Here is a 17,889-nt window from a genome sequence, read left to right as displayed (position 1 = left end):
TCAGCCCCGCTTGATCGTGTTGCCCGCGTACTCGGCGGGGGCCTCGGCAGGGTGATCATCGAGGGCCAGTTTGCCGCTCTGGCCGTAGAAGGCGACCGGGTTGTGCCACAGCACCCGTTCGACGTCGTCGGCGGTGAACCCGGCGGCCGACATTGCGTCGGCGACCTGCCTGGTCTTCAGCGGGTCGCTGCGGCCCCAGTCGGCGGCCGAGTTCACCAGCATCCGCGCGGTGCCGTACTCCTTGAGGATCGCCACCATGCGGTCGGGGTCCATCTTCGTGTCGGGGTAGATGGAGAAACCCATCCAGCAGCCGGAATCGGCGACCATGCCGACCGTCAGCTCGTTGAGATGGTCGACCAGGACGCGCTCGGGCGGCAGGCCCGAGGCGGCCACGACGTCGAGCGTGCGGCGGGTGCCGGCCGTCTTGTCCCGGTGCGGCGTGTGCACCAGCACCGGCAGGTCCGCCTCGGCCGCCATGGTGAGCTGCGCCTCGAAGACCTCCTCCTCCCGCGCGGTCATGGAGTCGTAGCCGACCTCGCCGACCGCGACCACCGCGTCCTTCAGCAGGTAGCGCGGCAGCTCCGCCAGCACGCCCGCGCACCGGTGGTCACCGGCCTCCTTCGGGTTGAGCGCCAGCGCGCAGCGGTGCTGGATGCCGTACTGCGCCGCACGGTACGGCTCCCAGCCCAGCAGGGCGTCGAAGTAGTCCAGGAAGCTGCCCACGTTGGTGCGCGGCTGGCCCTGCCAGAAGGCGGGTTCGACCACGGCGCGCACGCCCGCGGCGTACATGCGCTCATAGTCGTCGGTGATCCGTGACGTCATGTGGATATGGGGGTCGAAGATTCTCATCGGAGCCTCTCCAGCACGTCCTCGGGGACTGTACGGCCCGCCGCCCGCCGTTCGGCGGCGTGGTCGGCGAGCATCCGGGCGAGCTCGGCGTCGTAGCGCCGGTCCAGGCCGGCCACCTCGGCGAGGGGGATCGACATGAACACGCACTTGAGCACGCCCTGGCGGAACGCGTGATCGTCCAGCCAGCGCGAGCCGTACGGGCCCAGCGCGGCGGCGATCAGGCGGGTGTCGTTGGTACGCAGCGCGTCCTCGACGATCGGCAGCGCGGCCGGGCCGAGATCGAGGTCCGGCAGCGCGCGCAGGATCGACAGGCGCTCGCCCGCGTCGCCGTCCCGGTAGAGCGTCATGATCGTCTCGGCGTCCAGCAGGGCCAGCAGCGCCGGGCGCGCCTCCGGCCCGCCCTTCCGCTCGGCCTGGGGGAACAGGCGGCGCACCGACTCAGGGTCTTCCCGCGCCTGCCGTACGGCCCAGGTGGTCCATTCGTTCATGCGCCCTCCTCAGGAAGTCGATCGATCGGCGGGCCACGTCAGGCGCCGCGTGGCCGTGCCGTCCCAGCTCGACCGCGACCTGTCCCCGGTAGCCGTCGAGCGCGGCGAGCGCCGGCGGGAAGTCGATCTCGCCCTCGCCGAACTCCAGATGCTCGTGCACGCCCCGGCGCATGTCCTCGATCTGCACATGCACGAGGTACGGCAGGGCGCGGCGGACGCATTCCGGCACGTCGTACGGCTCCACGCAGCGGCAGTGCCCGACGTCGAGCGTCAGCCCGAGCCTTTCGGGGCCGCCGAGGGTGTCGCGGAGCCGTTCGTAACCCGCGAGGTCGGCCACGAGCATGCCCGGCTCGGGCTCGAACCCGAGCACCACGCCGCTGCGCTCGGCCTCATGGAGCAGGCGCTCGCAGCCGCGGGCCAGCCGCGCCCACGCCTCGTCCGGGGGCAGACCCGCCGGGTTCGCGCCGCTCCACAGGTGCACCACCGGGGCGCCGAGATCGGCGGCGACCCGCATCGCCCTGGTCAGGTAGTCGATCCGGAGATCGGCGGCGTCGTCCAGCAGCGTGGGATGGTGCTTGCGCCGGGGGTCGAGCGTGTAGCGGCCGCCGGTTTCGACGACGGCGTTCATGCCCAGGCGGCCGAGGAGCTCGCCGATCGCCGCTACCTCCCCGGGCAGGCCGGGGGCGTACGGGTCGAGGTGGCCGTGATCCAGGGTGATCGCCGCCCCGCTGTACCCGAGCTCGGCGAGCACCTCCAACGCCTCCGGCAACCGGTGCCCGGAGAACCCGTTGGTGCAGTACGACCAGTTCAGGGCACCGCCCGGGGTGGGTGTGCGGTGGTCGGGCCGGGCGTTCATGAGGTCGCCATCCGGGCGGACAGGGCGCGGCCCGCCGGGAGGGCGGCGAGCAGGGCGGTCGCCTGGGCGATCCGGCCCTGCCGGGCGATCACCGCCGCCTGTAACGGGATCAGGGCGAGGATCGCCGTCCGCACCGCCTCCCGCACGCGTTCGGGACTCGGATCGGCGCGCAGCCCCGCCTGGGTCCGCGCGGCGGCCCCCGCGTACCCCGCCAGCAGCACCCCCGCCACCACCGTGCCGACACCCTCCGCCGTTCTCCCGGAGCGGCCGGCCACGCCTGCCCCTTCCGAGCCGGTACCGGGTCCGGTCCCCTGGCGGGAGCGTACGCAGGCGAAGGCGGTGAGGGTGGCGGCCGTGGCGGTGGCGGTGAGGGCGGCGTTGACGGTGCCGCGCTCGGCGCCCTTCACCTCGGCGCGGCCGAGCACGCTGATCCCGTACGTGTGCGCGCCGATCGCCAGCGCCATCGGCGCGGCTCGTCGGGTTCGTTCCCCGGCGCCGAGCAGCACGTCGAGGGCGCGGCAGGCCGCCATCGCCGCCGGGGCGGCGGCCGTCCCCTTGAACAGCAGGTCATAGGACCAGACGCAGCCCGCCAGCAGGCCCGCGAGCGTCAGGCTCCGACGCCCGCCCGCGAGCGCGGCGGCGGCCAGGCCCCCGGCCGTCAGGCCCACCGCCACACCCAGCGCGGCGCCGGGCGCGACCCGCTCCGACGGGATGGGCCGCTCGGGCCGCTCGACGGCGTCGACCTCCCGGTCGGACCAGTCGTTGAGCGCCATCCCGGCCCAGTACAGCAGCGTCGAGGCGAGCGCCAGCCCGTACACCGCGGGCCGCCGCGCACTGGCCGCCCCCGCCATGGTGTCCCCGGGCACCGACACCGCCGCCGGCGCCCGTACCAGCTCCAGCAACGCCCGCACGTCCGGTCCCGCCCTCAAGCCAGCTCCCCGGCGAACACGCGGAGCCGTTCGTACTGCGTGGCCAGGCCGTGCTCGCTGGAGCCGAGTGGATCCTTGAAGAAGTAGCCCAGGTCGGGGAGCACGCCGACATGGCCCTTCTCGTGTGCCCGTGCCACCAGGCGGGCCAGGTCGAGGACGAGGGGGGCGGCGAGTGCGGAGTCGCAGCCCTGCCAGGTGAACTGCAAGGACATCCGGGTGCCGAGGAAGCCGTCGAAGGTCACGTGGTCCCAGGCGGTCTTCCACTCGCCGAGGTCGGCGACGTAGTCGATGTGGGTTCGTCCCTCGACCTCCTCGCCGAGCACGGCGGGGACGGCGCGTGCCTTGGAGATCTCCTTGCTCGCGCGGGCGGCCGGGTCGGCCAGGGTCGCCCCGTCGCCGCCGCCGAGCAGGTTCAGGCCGGACCAGGAGCGGACCCGCAGCGAGCGGGCGGCGAACATCGGCACGAGCGCGCTCTTGACCAGGGTCTCGCCGGTCTTGCCGTCCCGTCCGGCGTAGGGCACGGACTCGCGGGCGGCGAGCTCCGTGAGCGCGGGGAGCGTCGGTCCGGGGGAGGGGGTGAACTCCACGTAGCCGCAGCCCGCGCGGAAGGCGGCATAGGCGTAGCGGCTGCTCGACGGGAGGATGTCCGCGCCGGCGGCCTCCAGCAGGGCCAGGTCCTCGAACTCCGGGCGGGAGACGGCGGGAGGCTCTGTAGAGGAGACGTTGATCACGACGATCCGGGAGAGGCGGTGCCGTTCGCGGAACTCGACGAGGTCCTCGATGAGCCGGGCCACCGGGACGCCGCCCGGCCTGATCTCCGCGTCGGCGGCGTCGAGATCCCGGCCGAGCCGGGCGGGCAGCGTGGCCGGGACGACGCCGGACTCGCTGAGCCGCTCGGCCCGTTTGCGCAGTGAGATGTCGGTGATGTCGTGGCCGCCCAAGACCAGGTCGGCGATACGAGGGAGAGTGCCCGGGAAGCCGGGTAACTCGGTCACACAGCCTTGGGACGGGACTAACGCCGACCTGATGGCGGCGGCTCCGATCGCGACGGTCGTCGCGACGGAACCGCGCGCGCCGACAAGCCAGACACCAACGGTCACGGGCACCTCCGGACATATGTTGATATTCGGTGTATAGACCCGCTTTTGCCGGAAGTAAAGAGCATTTTGTCATTAGAGATACTTACATGTGCCGATTTCCGCCAAAAGTCGGTTGCGGGAGAGCGGAACGGCAGGGTGCGGCGGTCAGCGCTGGACGGACTGGTCCACGGCGTCGGGGGCGAGGACGTGGTCCACGACCATGGCGGCGGCGCCGGTGACACCCGCCCGCGCTCCCAGGGCGCTGGGGCGGATGTCGAGGCGCTGGGTGGCCAGGGGGAGGGAGCGGCCGTAGATCACCTCGCGGACCCCGGCGATCAGGTGTTCGCCGGCGTCGGCGAGGTCGCCGCCGATCACGATCTGGGACGGGTTGAAGAAGTTGACGATCGAGGCCAGGACCAGGCCCAGCTCCCGGCCGCTCTGCCGCACCAGCCGGATGGCCCGCGTGTCGCCCGCCCTGACCAGCCGTACGACATCGCGCGCGTCGGCCGTCTGGAGCCCTTCCCCGCGCAGGCGCGCGGCCAGCGCGCCGCCGCCCGCGACCGCCTCCAGGCAGCCGATGTTGCCGCAGCGGCACACCACGTCGGACCCGGGCACGCCGATGTGCCCGATGTCGCCCGCCGCCCCCCGGGCGCCGCGGTGCAGGCGGTCGTCGGCGATGATGCCGCAGCCGATACCGGTGCCGACCTTGGCGAACAGCAGGTGACCGGCCTGCGGGCCGGCGGCGGTGTGCTCGCCGAGCGCCATGATGTTCACGTCGTTGTCGACCAGCACGGGAGCGCTGATCCGGGAACCGAGCCAGGTGGTGACGGAGAAGCCGTCCCAGCCGGGCATCAGCGGGGGGTTGACGGGACGGCCGCTCTGGTGGTCGACGGGACCGGGCAGGCCGACGCCGAGCCCGCAGACGTCGGCCAGGCCGTGGCCGCACTCGGCCAGCAGCTTGGTGAAGTTCTCGAGGAGCCAGCCGAGACAGGGCTCGGGGCCCTGGTCGATGGCGAGGTCGCCCGCGTGTTCGGCGAGTATCGCGCCGTGCAGGTCGGTGATGGCGAGGTGGGCGTGGGTGACGCCGAGATCGGCGGCGAGCACGATGCGGGCGAGCGGGTTGAAGGCGAACGCGGTGGAGGGCCGGCCTCCCGAGGAGATCGTGTCTTCGGCGGGCACGATCCAGCGCTGGAGCAACAACGCGTCGAGCCGCTGCGAGACGGTCGATCGGGCCAGGCCGGTGAGCTGGACCAGCTCGGCCCGGGTGCGGGCCTGGCCGTCGCGCAGGATGGAGAGCAGTGCCCCTGGCGAGTCTGCCAACTCCGACCCCTTCCGTCCGCGGTCGAGGGTTACGGCGAATTCTAACTCACTTTTGCTTGACCATCGTCATATGACGGATTTACCATCCCGAAATATGGAGGACATTAGCCGATATTCGGCTGATAACTGTCGGATGTGTATTTCATACGTCCGTCACACCCCCCACCTCCACGGCTGTCCCGCCTCGTTCCCTGTTTCGGCTCCGCCGGCTGTGTCGGCTGTGTCAGCAGGGGAGGAGGCGGCATGCTGAGCATGACCGGCATCGGGAAGAGCTTTCTCGGTGTCCGGGTGCTCGAAAGCGTGAATCTCGCGGTGACCGCGGGCGAGGTCCACGCGGTGGTGGGAGAGAACGGCGCGGGCAAGTCCACTCTGATGAAGATCCTCACCGGGGTCCACTCACCGGACGAGGGCACCATCGAGATCGACGGCCGCCGCGTGTCGTTCGGGCATCCGCTCGACGCCCAGCGTGCCGGGGTCGCGATCATCTACCAGGAGTTCAACCTGCTGCCGGAACGCAGCGTCGCCGAGAACGTCTTCCTGGGCCGCGAACCCGTACGGCGCGGCATCGTCGACCGGGCCGCCATGGACGCGGCGACCGCCCGGCTGCTCACCGAGATCGGGGAGGACTCCTTCGGTCCCCGCCGGCCGGTCAAGCGCCTGTCGGTGGCCCAGCAGCAGGTGGTCGAGATCGTCAAGGCGCTGTCGCTGGACGCCCGGATCGTCGTGATGGACGAACCGACGGCGGCGCTCGCCGAGCACGAGGTCGCGCTGCTGTACCGGTTGGTGCGGCGATTACAGGAGCGGGGCATCGCCGTGCTCTACATCTCCCACCGGTTGCGCGAGGTGTTCGACCTGGCCGGCACCGTCAGCGTCCTCAAGGACGGCAGGCTGGTCACCACGGTCCCCACCCGCGACGTGACCTCCGACGACCTGATCAGGCTCATGGTCGGGCGCGACCTCAGCAGCTACTTCCCGCCCCGCTCCACCTCACCTGGACAGACCCGCCTGCGGGTCAGCGGCGGCGGCAACGACCGATTGCACGACATCGACCTGGAACTGCGCGCGGGAGAGATCCTCGGCGTCGCCGGGCTTCAGGGATCCGGCCGCTCCGAGCTGGCCAAGGCGTTGTTCGGCGCCGAGCCGTTCACCAGGGGCGAGATGACGCCGGTGCGCCCCCGATCGGTCCGCGAGGGCGTGCGCGCCGGGATCGGCCTGGTCACCGAGGACCGGAAGGCCGAGGGTCTGGCCCCCCGCCAGTCCGTACGCGACAACGCGCTCCTGGTGGCCCGCGCGGTGGGCGGCGGTGGCGGCCGCGACGGCATCCGCGAGCTGCTGGACCGGGTGCAGCTCAGGCCGCCCAGCCCCGACCAGGAGGTCCGCTACCTCTCCGGGGGGAACCAGCAGAAGGTCGTCCTCGCCAAGTGGATGACCGTCGCCCCGAAGGTGCTGCTGTTCGACGAGCCCACCCGCGGCATCGACGTCGGCGCCAAGGCGGCCATCCACGATCTGATGCGCGAGCTCGCCGGGGAAGGCGCCGCGATCATGATGATCTCCTCCGAGTTGCCCGAGCTCATCGGTATGAGCGACCGGATCATCGTGCTCAGGGAGGGCCGCGTCGCGGGCGCCCTGCCGGCGGGCGCGTCGGAGGAGGCCATCATGCACCTGGCCGCCGGGGAGGTCGCATGACAGCGCTTCCCGGACGCGGGGCCCGGCTGTCCGCGCTCACCGACCCGACCCGGGTGGTCTTCCTGGCGCTCGCCGGGGTGATCCTGATCGGCTGGGTGCTGGTCGCCATGGCCGGCGGGCAGTTCCTCACCCTGGAGAACATCGTCGGGGTGCAGCAGCGCTCGGCCGCGCTCGGCATCGTCGCCGTGGGCCAGACGCTGGCCATCCTCGCCGGCAGCCTCGACCTGTCGGTCGCCTACCTGATCAGCCTCACCTCGCTGGTCGCGGCCGAGATCATGGCCGGCCAGGATGCGGGCGTCGTGCCCGCGGTGGCCGCGGTGGCGGGGATCAGCGCGCTGGTCGGGCTGGTCAACGGCCTGGTGATCACCAAGCTGCGGGTGCACGCCTTCATCGCGACGCTCGGCGTCGCGCTCATCATCAAGGGCATCGTCGATCACCTCTACGACGGCCCCGCCGGGCGGGTCCCGGAGTCCTTCCAGCATCTCGGCTACGACCGGATCGGGCCGGTGCCGGTCTCGGCGCTGCTGTGGGCGGCGGTCGCGCTCGCCGCCTGGTTCCTGCTCAGCCGGACCAGGTACGGCTACCGCGTGTACGCCGTCGGCGGCGACCCCGACGTGGCCAGGCTCTCGGGCATCCGCACCGACCGGGTAGTGATCGTCACGCACGTGCTGTGCTCGTTGTGCGCGGGGATCGCCGGGCTGCTGCTGGCCAGCAGGCTCGGCGCCGGAGCGCCGACCGTGGGCACCGACGGCGGGTACGACCTCGAGTCCATCGCCGCCGTCGTCCTCGGCGGCACCGCGTTGGCCGGAGGCAGGGGCGGGGTAGCGGGCACGGTGGGCGGCGTGCTGCTGCTCGCCGTCCTGGACAGCCTCTTCAACCAGCTTGAGGTGAACTCCTTCGTCAAGGACGTCGTGCGTGGCGTGGTCATCGTGGCCGCGGTGGCCGTCTACGCGCGCCGTACCGGCATGCTCGGAAGGAGGCGGGCGTGAGACGCGCGCTGCCGATTCTCGCGGTGCTGGCCGTCCTCCTGGCCGCCATCGCCATCGCGAACCCGTTCTTCCTCGAACCGGCGGGATTCCTCGCCTTCGTCCGCCGCGCCGCGCCGCTGGTGATCCTCGCCGTGGGCCAGTACCTCGTGATCGTCTCCGGCGAGTTCGACCTGTCGGTCGGCTCGCTGGTCACCGTCGAGGTGGTCGTCGCCGCCCGGCTGATCGACGGGAACGAGGCGGCCACCTGGCCGGTCCTGGCCCTGCTGATCGCCTTGGGGCTGGTCGTCGGGCTGGTCAACGGTGTGGTGACGACCCTGCTGAAGGTGCCGTCGTTCATCACCACGCTCGGGATGATGCTGGTGCTGTCCGGCGCGGTCTTCCTGTGGACGGGCGGCGCCCCGCGCGGAGCGCTGTCGCAGGGCTTCCGGATGTTCGGCAGGGAGACCGGCTGGGCCGTGCTCATCCTCGGGCTGGTGGCCGTCGCCGCCGTCCTGCTCATGCGGGCGAACTTCGGCAGGACCCTCATCGCCACCGGGGACAACGAGCGGGCCGCAGCGCTGTCCGGGGTGCGGGTCGCCCGGGTGCGGATCCTCGCGTTCGCCCTGTCCGGCCTGGCCGCGGCCGTCGCCGGGATCCTGCTCGGGGGGTTCGCCGGTGTCTCGGCCCAGGTCGGCCAGGGGCTGGAGTTCCAGGCCATCACCGCCGTCGTCCTCGGCGGTGTCGTGCTGGGCGGCGGACGCGGCACGGTCGTCGCCGCCATGGCCGGCGCGTTCACCCTGGAGGCCCTGTTCACCCTGCTCAACCTGTACGGCATCTCCGGGGCCCTGGAGTTCACCGTGCAGGGGGTCATCATCATCGCAGCCGTGGCTGCCGGAGCCGTGAGACTCCCCTCCCTTTTCCGAGCCAAAGGAGACGCACATGCCGCGTCCTAGCCCGCTCGTCCACGCCGCCGTGGCGCTGACGATGCTCGCCGCCGCCGGATGCACCAGCGACAGGCCCGCGACCACCGCGAGCCAGGCCCCCGACGCGTCCTCCTCGGCGGGACCGGCCGCCGGCACGGGGGAACAGTCGAAGTTCTTCGTCCAGGCGGACTACGACGCCCAGCTCGCCATGCGCGGGCAGGCGGCGCAGGGGCCGGCGGACAAGCCGTGGGAGCAGGCCATCGACCCGAAGATGGTCGACACCGCCACCCACAAGAAGGACGGGCCGTACGAGATCTGCTTCTCCAACGCGGCGGTCAACAACCCGTGGCGGCAGGTCGGCTGGCGCAGCATGCAGGCCGAGGTGGCACTGCACAAGGACATCGAGAAGTTCACCGCGCTCGACGCCGAGGGCAAGGACGACAAGCAGATCTCCGACATCGCCGAGCTCCAGGCCAAGGGCTGCGACGCGCTGATCATCTCGCCCAACACCACCGCGACGCTCACGCCGGCCGTGAAGGGCGCCTGCGACGCGCTGCCGGTGATCGTCTTCGACCGGGGCGTGGAGACCGACTGCCCGGTCACCTTCATCAAGCCCATCGGCGGCTACGCCTTCGGCGCCGACGCCGCGGAGTTCCTGGTGGAGAAGGTACCGGCGGGCGGGAAGATCCTCGCCCTGCGGATCAGCCCCGGCGTGGACGTGCTGGAGACCCGGTGGTCGGCGGCGAAGGTCGCCTTCGACGCCAGCGAGCTGGAGGTCGCCGGCGTGGAGTTCACCGACGGCGACGCCGCCAAGAGCAAGGGGATCGTCAGCGACTACATCCAGCGGCACGGCAAGATCGACGGCATCTGGATGGACGCCGGGGCGACGGCGGTGGCCGTCGCCGAGGCGTTCGAGGACGCCGGGCTGCCCGTCCCGCCGATCACCGGCGAGGACCAGCAGGACTTCCTGCGCAAGTGGAAGGACGACGGCCTCACCGCCATCGCCCCCACCTACCCCACCTACCAGTGGCGCACGCCGATCATCGCGGCCCTCAAGATCCTCAAGGGTGAGGAGGTGCCGGAGGTGTGGAACCTGCCCCAGCCGAAGATCACCCAGGAGACCCTCGACGACTACCTCCAGCCCAACATGCCGCCCCTGCACTACGCGCTGTGCGGCTGCGAGGACCTGCCCGGCTTCCCCGAGAACTGGGGCGGGAAGAAGGGATGACGCCGTGTTCCCCATCGGAGTGAACACCTGGGTGTGGACCTCGCCGCTCACCGACGAGGACCTCGCCCGCCTGGTCCCGCGGATCGCCGGTTGGGGATTCGACGTCGTCGAGCTGCCGGTCGAGCGGCCCGGCGACTGGGATCCCCACCGCGCCGCGGACCTGCTGGCGCGGCACGGGCTGGCCGCCTCGGTGGTCCTGGTCATGCCGCCGGGCCGTGAGCTCGTGGCCGCGTCGCCGGACACCGTCGGCGAGACGCAGGACTACCTGCGGCACTGCGTCGACGTGGCGGTCACCGTCGGCTCGCCGGTGATCGGCGGCCCCGCGTACTCCTCGGTCGGCCGCACCTGGCGCATGTCCGCCGACGAGCGGCGGGCCGTCTACGCCGAGCTGCGGCGGAACCTGGAACCGGTCGCGGACCACGCCGCCGGGCGCGGCGTGCGCGTGGCCGTCGAACCGCTCAACCGCTACGAGACCAGCCTCGTCAACACGGTCGAGCAGGCGCTCGACGCCCTGCCCCCCGGGTGCGACCTCTGCCTGGACGTCTATCACCTGAACATCGAGGAGAAGGACCCGGCACGGGCCGTGCGGGCGGCGGCCGGGCGGGTCGCGCACGTGCAGGTCTGCGGCACCGACCGGGGCACGCCCGGCGCCGACCGGTTCGACTGGCCCGCCTTCGTCAAGGCCCTGCGCGACACGGGGTACGACGGGTCGCTCGTCATCGAGTCGTTCACCGCGCACAACCGGACCATCGCCACCGCCGCCTCCATCTGGCGGCCGCTCGCTCCCACCCAGGACGAACTCGCCACGGAGGGCCTGGCGTTCCTGCGCACCCTGTAACCAGCCTGTACAGCTCATCTCCTGCACCCCCCTCTCACCTGGAGATGCGACATGCGTCGTCTGCTTGCCGTCCTTTTTCTCCCGATCCTCTTACTCACCTCCCTGGCGGGGACCGCCCGGGCCGACACCGCGCACCATGAGCCCTTCCGGGCCCTGCTGTTCACCAAGGCCGTCGGATTCGTGCACGGCTCGATCCCCGCCGGTATCCAGATGGTCCAGCAGCTCGCCACCGAGCACGGCTTCACGGTGGTGCAGAGCGACGACTCCAGCGTCTTCAACGACGCCGACCTGGCGACCTTCGACGTGCTGATCATGCTGCAGAACTCCGGCATGATCTGGGAGAACGACGCCCAGCGCCAGGCGATGCAGAAGTACGTGCGCTCCGGCAAGGGCGTCGTGGCCGTGCACAACACGCTCGACATGGGGATCGAGAACGAGTTCCCCTGGTGGGACGAGCTCGTCAACGGCGGCGCCCACATGCCGGCACACTCGCCCGGCACGCTCCAGGGCACGGCGAAGGTCATCGACCGCGTCCACCCCTCCACCAAGACCCTGCCGCTGCGCTGGCAGCGGGCCGAGGAGTGGTACAACTTCGCGCCCAACCCGCGCGGCGACGTGCACGTCCTGGTGACGGCCGACGAGACGACGTACAACCCCGGCGGCTCGGCGATGGGCGCCGATCACCCGATCTCCTGGTGCCGCAACGCCGAGGGCGGCCGGGTCTGGGCCACCGCCATGGGCCACGAGTCCGCCGCCTACTCCGAGCCGCTCTTCCGCGAGCACGTGCTCGGCGGCATCGGCTGGGCCGCCGGCGTCGAGACCGGTGACTGCGGCGGCACGGTGTACGGCAGCTACGAGAAGATCACGCTGGACGACAACACCGCCGACCCGATGGAGCTGGACGTCGCCGCCGACGGCCGGGTGTTCTACATCCAGCGCCGGGGCGAAGTGAAGATCCACAAGCCCGACACGCACACCACGGTCACCGCCGCCACCCTCGACGTCTACACCGGCGGCGAGGACGGTCTGGTCGGCATGGAACTCGATCCCGACTTCGCCGACAACGGCCACATCTACCTCTACTGGTCACCCGCCGACAGCGACGAGGACGTGAACCGGCTCTCCCGCTTCACGGTGAACGGCGACAGCATCGACCCGGCCACCGAGAAGACGATCATCGAGGTGCCCGCCTACCGGGGCAGGACCTACCCCGAGCCCGGCCACACCGGCGGCGCGGTGGAGTTCGGCCCGGACGGCACGCTCTACCTGAGCACCGGCGACGACGTGCCGCCGAACCTCTCGCCCGACTGGCAGGGCTACGCCCCGATCGACTGGCGGCCCGGCCAGCACATGCTCGACGCCGCCCGCACCGCGGGCAACACCAACGACCTGCGCGGCAAGATCCTGCGGATCAGGCCGAAGGCCGACGGCGGCTACGACATCCCCGAGGGCAACCTGTTCGCGCCGGGAACGGAGCGGACCAGGCCCGAGATCTACGCCATGGGCTTCCGCAACCCGTTCCGGTTCACCGTGGACCAGGAGACCGGCCACGTGCACGTGGCCGACTACGGCCCCGACCGCGGCGGGCCCACCACCGACCGGGGACCGGAGGGCCTCGTCGAGTACAACGTCATCGAGGAGCCGGGCAACTACGGCTGGCCGTTCTGCCACGGTGACAACCAGGCCTACGCGCCCTACAACCCCGACACCAAGGTCATCGGCCCCAAGTTCGACTGCGCCGCCCCGGTGAACGACTCGCCGAACAACACCGGCCTGACCGAGCTGCCGCCGCTGAAGCTCCCCGCCCTGTGGTACGGCTACGACACCTCGCCGGCCTTCCCCGAACTCGGCTCGGGCGGCGCCGCCCCGATGTTCGGCCCCGTCTACCGCTACGACGCGGACAACCCGTCCGCGACCAAGTTCCCGCCGTACTTCGACGGGGTCGGCTTCTTCTACGAGTGGTCGCGCAACTACATCAAGGAGATCCACCGCGACGCGGACGACAAGGTCCTGAAGATCAACGACTTCCTGCCGAACGTGCCGTTCGTCAAGCCGATGGACCTCACCTTCGGCCCCGACGGCTCGCTGTACCTGCTGGAGTGGGGCAGCAACTTCGGCGGCGGCAACAACGACTCCGGGCTCTACCGGATCGACTACTCCGCCGGCGCCCGGGCCCCCGTCGCCAAGGCCGCCGCCTCGCGCACGAACGGGCCGGCTCCGCTCACGGTCGAGTTCGACAGCGCCGGGACCTTCGACCCCGACGGCGACCCGATCACCTACGCCTGGGACTTCGACGGCGACGGCGACTTCGACTCCGACCAGCCCAGGGCCACCCACGTGTACGAGAGCGCGGGCAGGTTCACCGCCCAGCTCAAGGCGACCGACTCGACGGGCAAGGAAGGCTTCGCCAACATCGAGGTGACGGTGGGCAACACGGCGCCGACGGTCACCCTGGAGACGCCGATCGACGGAACGCTGATCGAGTTCGGCACCGACGTGCCGTACACGGTGAAGGTCACCGATCCCGAGGACGGCACGATCGACTGCGACGACGTGTTCGTCAACCCCGCGCTGGGCCACGACGACCACGAGCACGAGACCACCGAGATCCCCGGCTGCCAGGGCTCGGTCTCCACCAGCGGCCTCGGCGGGCACCCGGCGGGCGCCAACCTCTACTACGTCATCAACGCGCACTACACCGACAAGGGCGGCGACCCGCTCACCGGCTACGCCAAGGCGATCCTGCAGCCCAAGCGCAAGCAGGCCGAGTACTTCACCTCGATGTCCGGCGTGCGCGTCATCGACCAGGGCGGCGCCGAGAGCGGCAAGCGCATCGGCGACGTCAGCGACAATGACTGGGTCGCGTTCACCCCGATGGACCTCAACGGGATCGACGTCGTCAGTTACCGGGTGTCCACGCCGTTCGGCGGCGGCTCCATCGAGCTGCGCGCCGACTCGCCCACGGGCACGCTGTTGGCCACCACACCGGTCCCGAACACCGGCGGCTGGGACACCTACCAGATGACCCCGTCGGTGCCGGTGCGCTCCGACGTCCGTACCAGGACGCTCTACGTCGTGTTCAAGAACGCCCGTAACAACGGCTTCGACCTGGACGCCGTCCAGTTCGGCGGCGAGGGCGGCGGCGGCCAGGGCCCCGAGGCGGGGATCTACACGCTCACCGCGCAGCACAGCGGCAAGAACGTCGCCGTGCAGAACGGCTCCGTCGACGACGACGCCCTCATCGTCCAGATGGGCGCCACCTCGGGAACCGAGCAGCGGTGGGAGGCGATCCGTCTCGGCGGCGGCGCCTACCAGTTCAAGAACGTCAAGAGCGGCAAGTGCCTGGACGTGCCCAACGGTTCCACCGAGGCCGGCGTCCAGCTCCTGCAGTGGACCTGCCACCCCGCAAGCGAGGGGCACCAGATCCACCAGCGCTTCCACCCGGTGGCGGCCGGAGAGGGCTGGAAGATCAGCTCGGAGGTGAGCGGTCTGTGCCTCGACGTCGAGGGCGTCTCCCAGGCCGACAACGCCAAGGTGGTCCAGTGGACCTGCACCGACACCGACAACCAGAAGTTCCGCCTCACCCCCGACACCGGAGCCGACACCACGCCGCCCGCGACCACCGCCAAGGCGGCCGACCCCGACGGTGCGGACGGCTGGTACGCCACCGGCCCGGTCGGGGTCACCCTGTCGGCCACCGACGACGACTCCGGAGTGGCGGCGACCGAATACCGCCTGGACGAGGGCGCCTGGACCCCCTACACCGAACCGGTCCTGGTCAGCGGGGACGGCAGCCGCAAGCTGGAGTACCGCTCCCGGGACGGCGCCGGAAACGTGGAGGAGCCGGGCACCCTCACCCTGAAGATCGACACCACCGCGCCGGTGACCACGGCGTCGTTCGCCGCCCCCAACGACGCGGGCTGGAACGACGGCGACGTGCCGGTGCTCCTGGCCGCGCAGGACGCCGCTTCCGGCGTCGCCCGGCTGGAATACGCCCTCGACCAGGGGGAGTGGACGGCCTACCCCGATGAGCCCGTGGTCGTCACCGGGGACGGCACGCACGAACTGCGCTACCGCGCCCGCGACACCGCCGGCACCGCCGAACCGGAGAAGGCCGCGGTGCTCAAGATCGACGGCACCCGCCCCACCCTGATGGTGTCCGGCGTGGCCGACGGCGACGTGTACGGCGACGCCCAGGACCTGCGCATCTCCTGGCAGGCCGTGGACACGACCTCCGGCGTCAGGACCGCCTCGGGCACCCTGGAAGGCGCCGCGCTGGCGCCCGACTCGGTCCTTCCGCTGTTCACCCGCCCCCTGGCGCTCCACACCGTGGCGGTGACCGCGAACGACAACGCGGGCAACTCCGTGACGACGAACGTCAGGTTCACCGTCACGACCTCGCTCCGTGACATCCAGAACCTGGTGGACCGCTTCCGCGCCACGAGCTGGCTCACCCTGCCCGCCCACACGGCCCTCACCAGGGAGCTGACCCGAGCCAGGACGGCGGAGGCCAAGGGCGACGACGCCAAGGCCCTTCGCCACCTGACCGCCTTCAAGGCTCTCGCCGCCGACCCGAGCCTGGTGCCACGCCCCGACGTCCGCCAGGTCCTCACCCGCGACGCCGACAAGATGATCGAAAAGATCGGCTGACCTCACCCTGAGGGCCCCGCGACGCGTCGCGGGGCCCTCACCGGTCAGGAGACACGCGGGCGGGACGCTCCCTCCCACGAGACGGTCGCCGTCGTGGCGGAGGAGCGGCCGTACTCGGCGGAGACCGCCTCCACCTCGATGGTCGTGGCGGACTCGGCGCCCGCGCGGTCGAGCCGGGGGACGAAGTACGCGTCGTTCGGCGTGGCGCCCAGATAGGTGCGGGTGCCGTCGGGGTTACGGCGGTACACGTCGTAGTGGTGGACCCGGCGGCCGGAGTGGTCGTGGACCCGGCGGCCGGACTCGGTCCAGGACAGGCGCAGCGACTTGCGGGTGTCCGACACGTCGGTGACGCCCAGCACGGTGAGGCCCGCCGGGGCGGCGGGCGTGTCCACCGCGCCGTCGTAGACGGCGAGCTGCCCGAGGCGGATGTCGTAGTCGTCCCTGGTGCCGGTCGTCCGCAGGGCCAGCTGGGCGATCTTCTTGCCGGCGTGCGCCGACAGGTCGACGGTCCTGCGTTCCCACCCGGTGCCGGAGGTGGCGCCGAGATCGAAGGTGGTGAAGGTGGTGGGCGCGTTCGTGAACGCCACCGCCACGCGCAGGTTCGTGGCGCCCGCCGACGGTGTCTTGACGACGGCGGACAGCTTGGTGCCCGCCGTCACGGGGAGCCGCGTCTGGTACAGCCTGATCGTGTTCTCGGCGTCGAGCCGGCCGCGCAGGCGCAGCGAGGAGCCGCCCTCGTAGGCGTCGCCGAAGTCGATGGAGGGGGTGAGCCTGGTGCCGGCCGAGGAGACGAGCCACTGGTAGGTGGGCGGCACGTCCTGCACCGACAGGTTGTTCCAGCCGCCGTCGCGCACGCGCACGCCGCCGACGTTGTAGAAGTCGCCGTGCCCGGCGTTGAACCCGGTGACGAACGGCTTCGCGGTGACCGGGGACGCCTCGGCGATGTAGTGCGCGAGGCCCTTCCACGGCGAGGTGGTCGAGGTGTCGGAGGGGTCGGCGTTGGCGCCCACCCAGAAGCGGGAGTCCCTGGCGCGGAAGTCGGCCGGGCCGCTCGACGATTTCCACGTCCACTCGGGACGGTAGATGCCCAGCGAGGTGGTGTGCCGCCGTCCCGGCGGGAACACCGCGTCCCACGGCACGCTCGTGCCGGTGCCGTTGGCCTCGGTGTCGATGCCGGAGTACAGCTCGTGCTCGTCCCTGCCCAGCTTGCGGGCCAGGCGGCGGGAGGAGTTCAGCTTGGCGGCGGTCCAGCCGAAGTCGAGGAACATCGAGTCCGAGACCCGGGCGGGGTCGTTGAGGAAGGCGTCGTTGGCGCTGGTGAGCGCCTCCTGCCAGGAGATCGTGCCGCTCTCGGTCATGGCGTCGTACCACATGAACTCGGCCTGGCCCCGGTCGCGGGCGTACGTGATCAGCGAGCGCAGCTCGGTGGCGAGCGCGGCGTCACCGCCTTCGGTCTCCTGGTTGATGAACCAGCCGTCGAAGCCGTAGTGCTCGGCCACCTGCACCAGCTTGTCGGCCACCGGGTAGGTGGAGCCGCTCTTGCGGACGAAGTCGCGCACCCACTGGAGCCGGCCGCCGAACACGGCCGGCGGGAAGAACACCGTGCCGTACACCTTGACGCCGTTGCGGTGCGCCGCGTCGATGACCGTGGGGTTGGGCGCGAGGATCAGGCCCTCGAACGACGAGCCGCCCCAGAAGACCAGGGTGTCGACATACTGCCAGTGTCCGAAGGCGTAGTAGCTGGGATCGAGAGAGCCCTGTGACGGGTTGTTCGAGGTCGGCGCGAAGGAGACCAAGGAGGCGACGCGGCCCTCGCCCGCGCGGGCGTTGGCGTTGGCCTTCAGCGCCGGGCTCTGGACCCGCGGGCGCAGCGGCACCCGTGAGCGGTTGAACCTGGCGTCGGGATCGGTCGCCGGATCCCAGGACAGGATGGTGTCGGGGTACCAGTAGGAGGCGTACGGCTGGTCGCCCGTCGTCGCCGGGACCGCCTGGGCGGGAGCGGTGACGAGAGCCGCCAGCGCGAAGAGGACGCAGAGGGTGGATAAGAGCCTTCGTCGCATGTGCTCTCCTGTCGT

General features: G+C 71.3%; 13 protein-coding genes. 6 read left to right on the top strand and 7 right to left on the bottom strand.

What is annotated here, in order from left to right:
• The 6 genes from ACIBQX_RS21360 to ACIBQX_RS21335 form a co-directional block, all read right to left on the bottom strand.
• On the bottom strand, positions 1 to 849 hold the full coding sequence (locus ACIBQX_RS21360) for a TatD family hydrolase (protein WP_397007010.1): 849 nt from the start codon (positions 847 to 849) through the stop codon (positions 1 to 3).
• Complete coding sequence (locus ACIBQX_RS21355) at positions 846 to 1,337, bottom strand: EboA domain-containing protein (RefSeq protein ID WP_397007008.1); 492 nt, start codon at positions 1,335 to 1,337, stop codon at positions 846 to 848. Before ACIBQX_RS21355 ends, ACIBQX_RS21360 begins: the two co-directional genes overlap by 4 nt.
• Positions 1,288 to 2,193, bottom strand: a complete 906-nt coding sequence (locus tag ACIBQX_RS21350; protein ID WP_397007006.1) for a sugar phosphate isomerase/epimerase family protein — start codon at positions 2,191 to 2,193, stop codon at positions 1,288 to 1,290. Before ACIBQX_RS21350 ends, ACIBQX_RS21355 begins: the two co-directional genes overlap by 50 nt.
• The gene (locus ACIBQX_RS21345) at positions 2,190 to 3,122 is read right to left on the bottom strand and encodes an SCO3242 family prenyltransferase (RefSeq protein WP_397007004.1); all 933 of its coding nucleotides are present in this window, start codon (positions 3,120 to 3,122) and stop codon (positions 2,190 to 2,192) included. The genes ACIBQX_RS21350 and ACIBQX_RS21345 overlap by 4 nt, the downstream gene beginning before the upstream one ends.
• The gene (locus ACIBQX_RS21340; protein WP_397007002.1) at positions 3,119 to 4,117 is read right to left on the bottom strand and encodes an inositol-3-phosphate synthase; all 999 of its coding nucleotides are present in this window, start codon (positions 4,115 to 4,117) and stop codon (positions 3,119 to 3,121) included. Before ACIBQX_RS21340 ends, ACIBQX_RS21345 begins: the two co-directional genes overlap by 4 nt.
• Before the next feature lie 249 nt (positions 4,118 to 4,366).
• Positions 4,367 to 5,521, bottom strand: coding sequence for an ROK family protein (locus ACIBQX_RS21335; RefSeq protein ID WP_397007000.1), 1,155 nt, complete (start codon positions 5,519 to 5,521; stop codon positions 4,367 to 4,369).
• Between the two features lie 243 nt (positions 5,522 to 5,764).
• Here ACIBQX_RS21335 and ACIBQX_RS21330 point away from each other — a divergent pair, with 243 nt between their 5' ends.
• From ACIBQX_RS21330 to ACIBQX_RS21305, 6 genes are read left to right on the top strand one after another with little or no spacing between them, the layout of a single operon-like run.
• The gene (locus ACIBQX_RS21330; RefSeq protein WP_397006998.1) at positions 5,765 to 7,207 is read left to right on the top strand and encodes a sugar ABC transporter ATP-binding protein; all 1,443 of its coding nucleotides are present in this window, start codon (positions 5,765 to 5,767) and stop codon (positions 7,205 to 7,207) included.
• Entirely contained in the window at positions 7,204 to 8,196 is a 993-nt protein-coding gene (locus tag ACIBQX_RS21325) for an ABC transporter permease (RefSeq protein WP_397006996.1), read from the top strand. Before ACIBQX_RS21330 ends, ACIBQX_RS21325 begins: the two co-directional genes overlap by 4 nt.
• Positions 8,193 to 9,128, top strand: coding sequence for an ABC transporter permease (locus ACIBQX_RS21320; RefSeq protein WP_397006994.1), 936 nt, complete (start codon positions 8,193 to 8,195; stop codon positions 9,126 to 9,128). Before ACIBQX_RS21325 ends, ACIBQX_RS21320 begins: the two co-directional genes overlap by 4 nt.
• Positions 9,115 to 10,326 carry a substrate-binding domain-containing protein gene (locus tag ACIBQX_RS21315; protein ID WP_397006992.1) on the top strand — a complete coding sequence of 404 codons (1,212 nt, stop codon included), beginning with the start codon at positions 9,115 to 9,117 and terminating at the stop codon, positions 10,324 to 10,326. Before ACIBQX_RS21320 ends, ACIBQX_RS21315 begins: the two co-directional genes overlap by 14 nt.
• A gap of 4 nt (positions 10,327 to 10,330) precedes the next feature.
• On the top strand, positions 10,331 to 11,164 hold the full coding sequence (locus tag ACIBQX_RS21310; protein ID WP_397006990.1) for a sugar phosphate isomerase/epimerase family protein: 834 nt from the start codon (positions 10,331 to 10,333) through the stop codon (positions 11,162 to 11,164).
• A gap of 51 nt (positions 11,165 to 11,215) precedes the next feature.
• Positions 11,216 to 15,814: a ThuA domain-containing protein gene (locus ACIBQX_RS21305; protein WP_397006988.1), complete on the top strand. Its 4,599-nt coding sequence runs from the start codon at positions 11,216 to 11,218 to the stop codon at positions 15,812 to 15,814.
• Positions 15,815 to 15,858: 44 nt separating this feature from the next.
• Here ACIBQX_RS21305 and ACIBQX_RS21300 read toward each other — a convergent pair whose 3' ends face one another.
• The gene (locus tag ACIBQX_RS21300) at positions 15,859 to 17,874 is read right to left on the bottom strand and encodes a glycoside hydrolase (protein WP_397006986.1); all 2,016 of its coding nucleotides are present in this window, start codon (positions 17,872 to 17,874) and stop codon (positions 15,859 to 15,861) included.
• Positions 17,875 to 17,889: the final 15 nt, after the last annotated feature.

Origin of the sequence: Nonomuraea sp. NPDC049714 (genome assembly GCF_044465295.1) — a bacterium.
Taxonomy (GTDB): Bacteria; Actinomycetota; Actinomycetes; order Streptosporangiales; family Streptosporangiaceae; genus Nonomuraea.
This window is presented reverse-complemented; position numbering and strand designations above follow the sequence as displayed.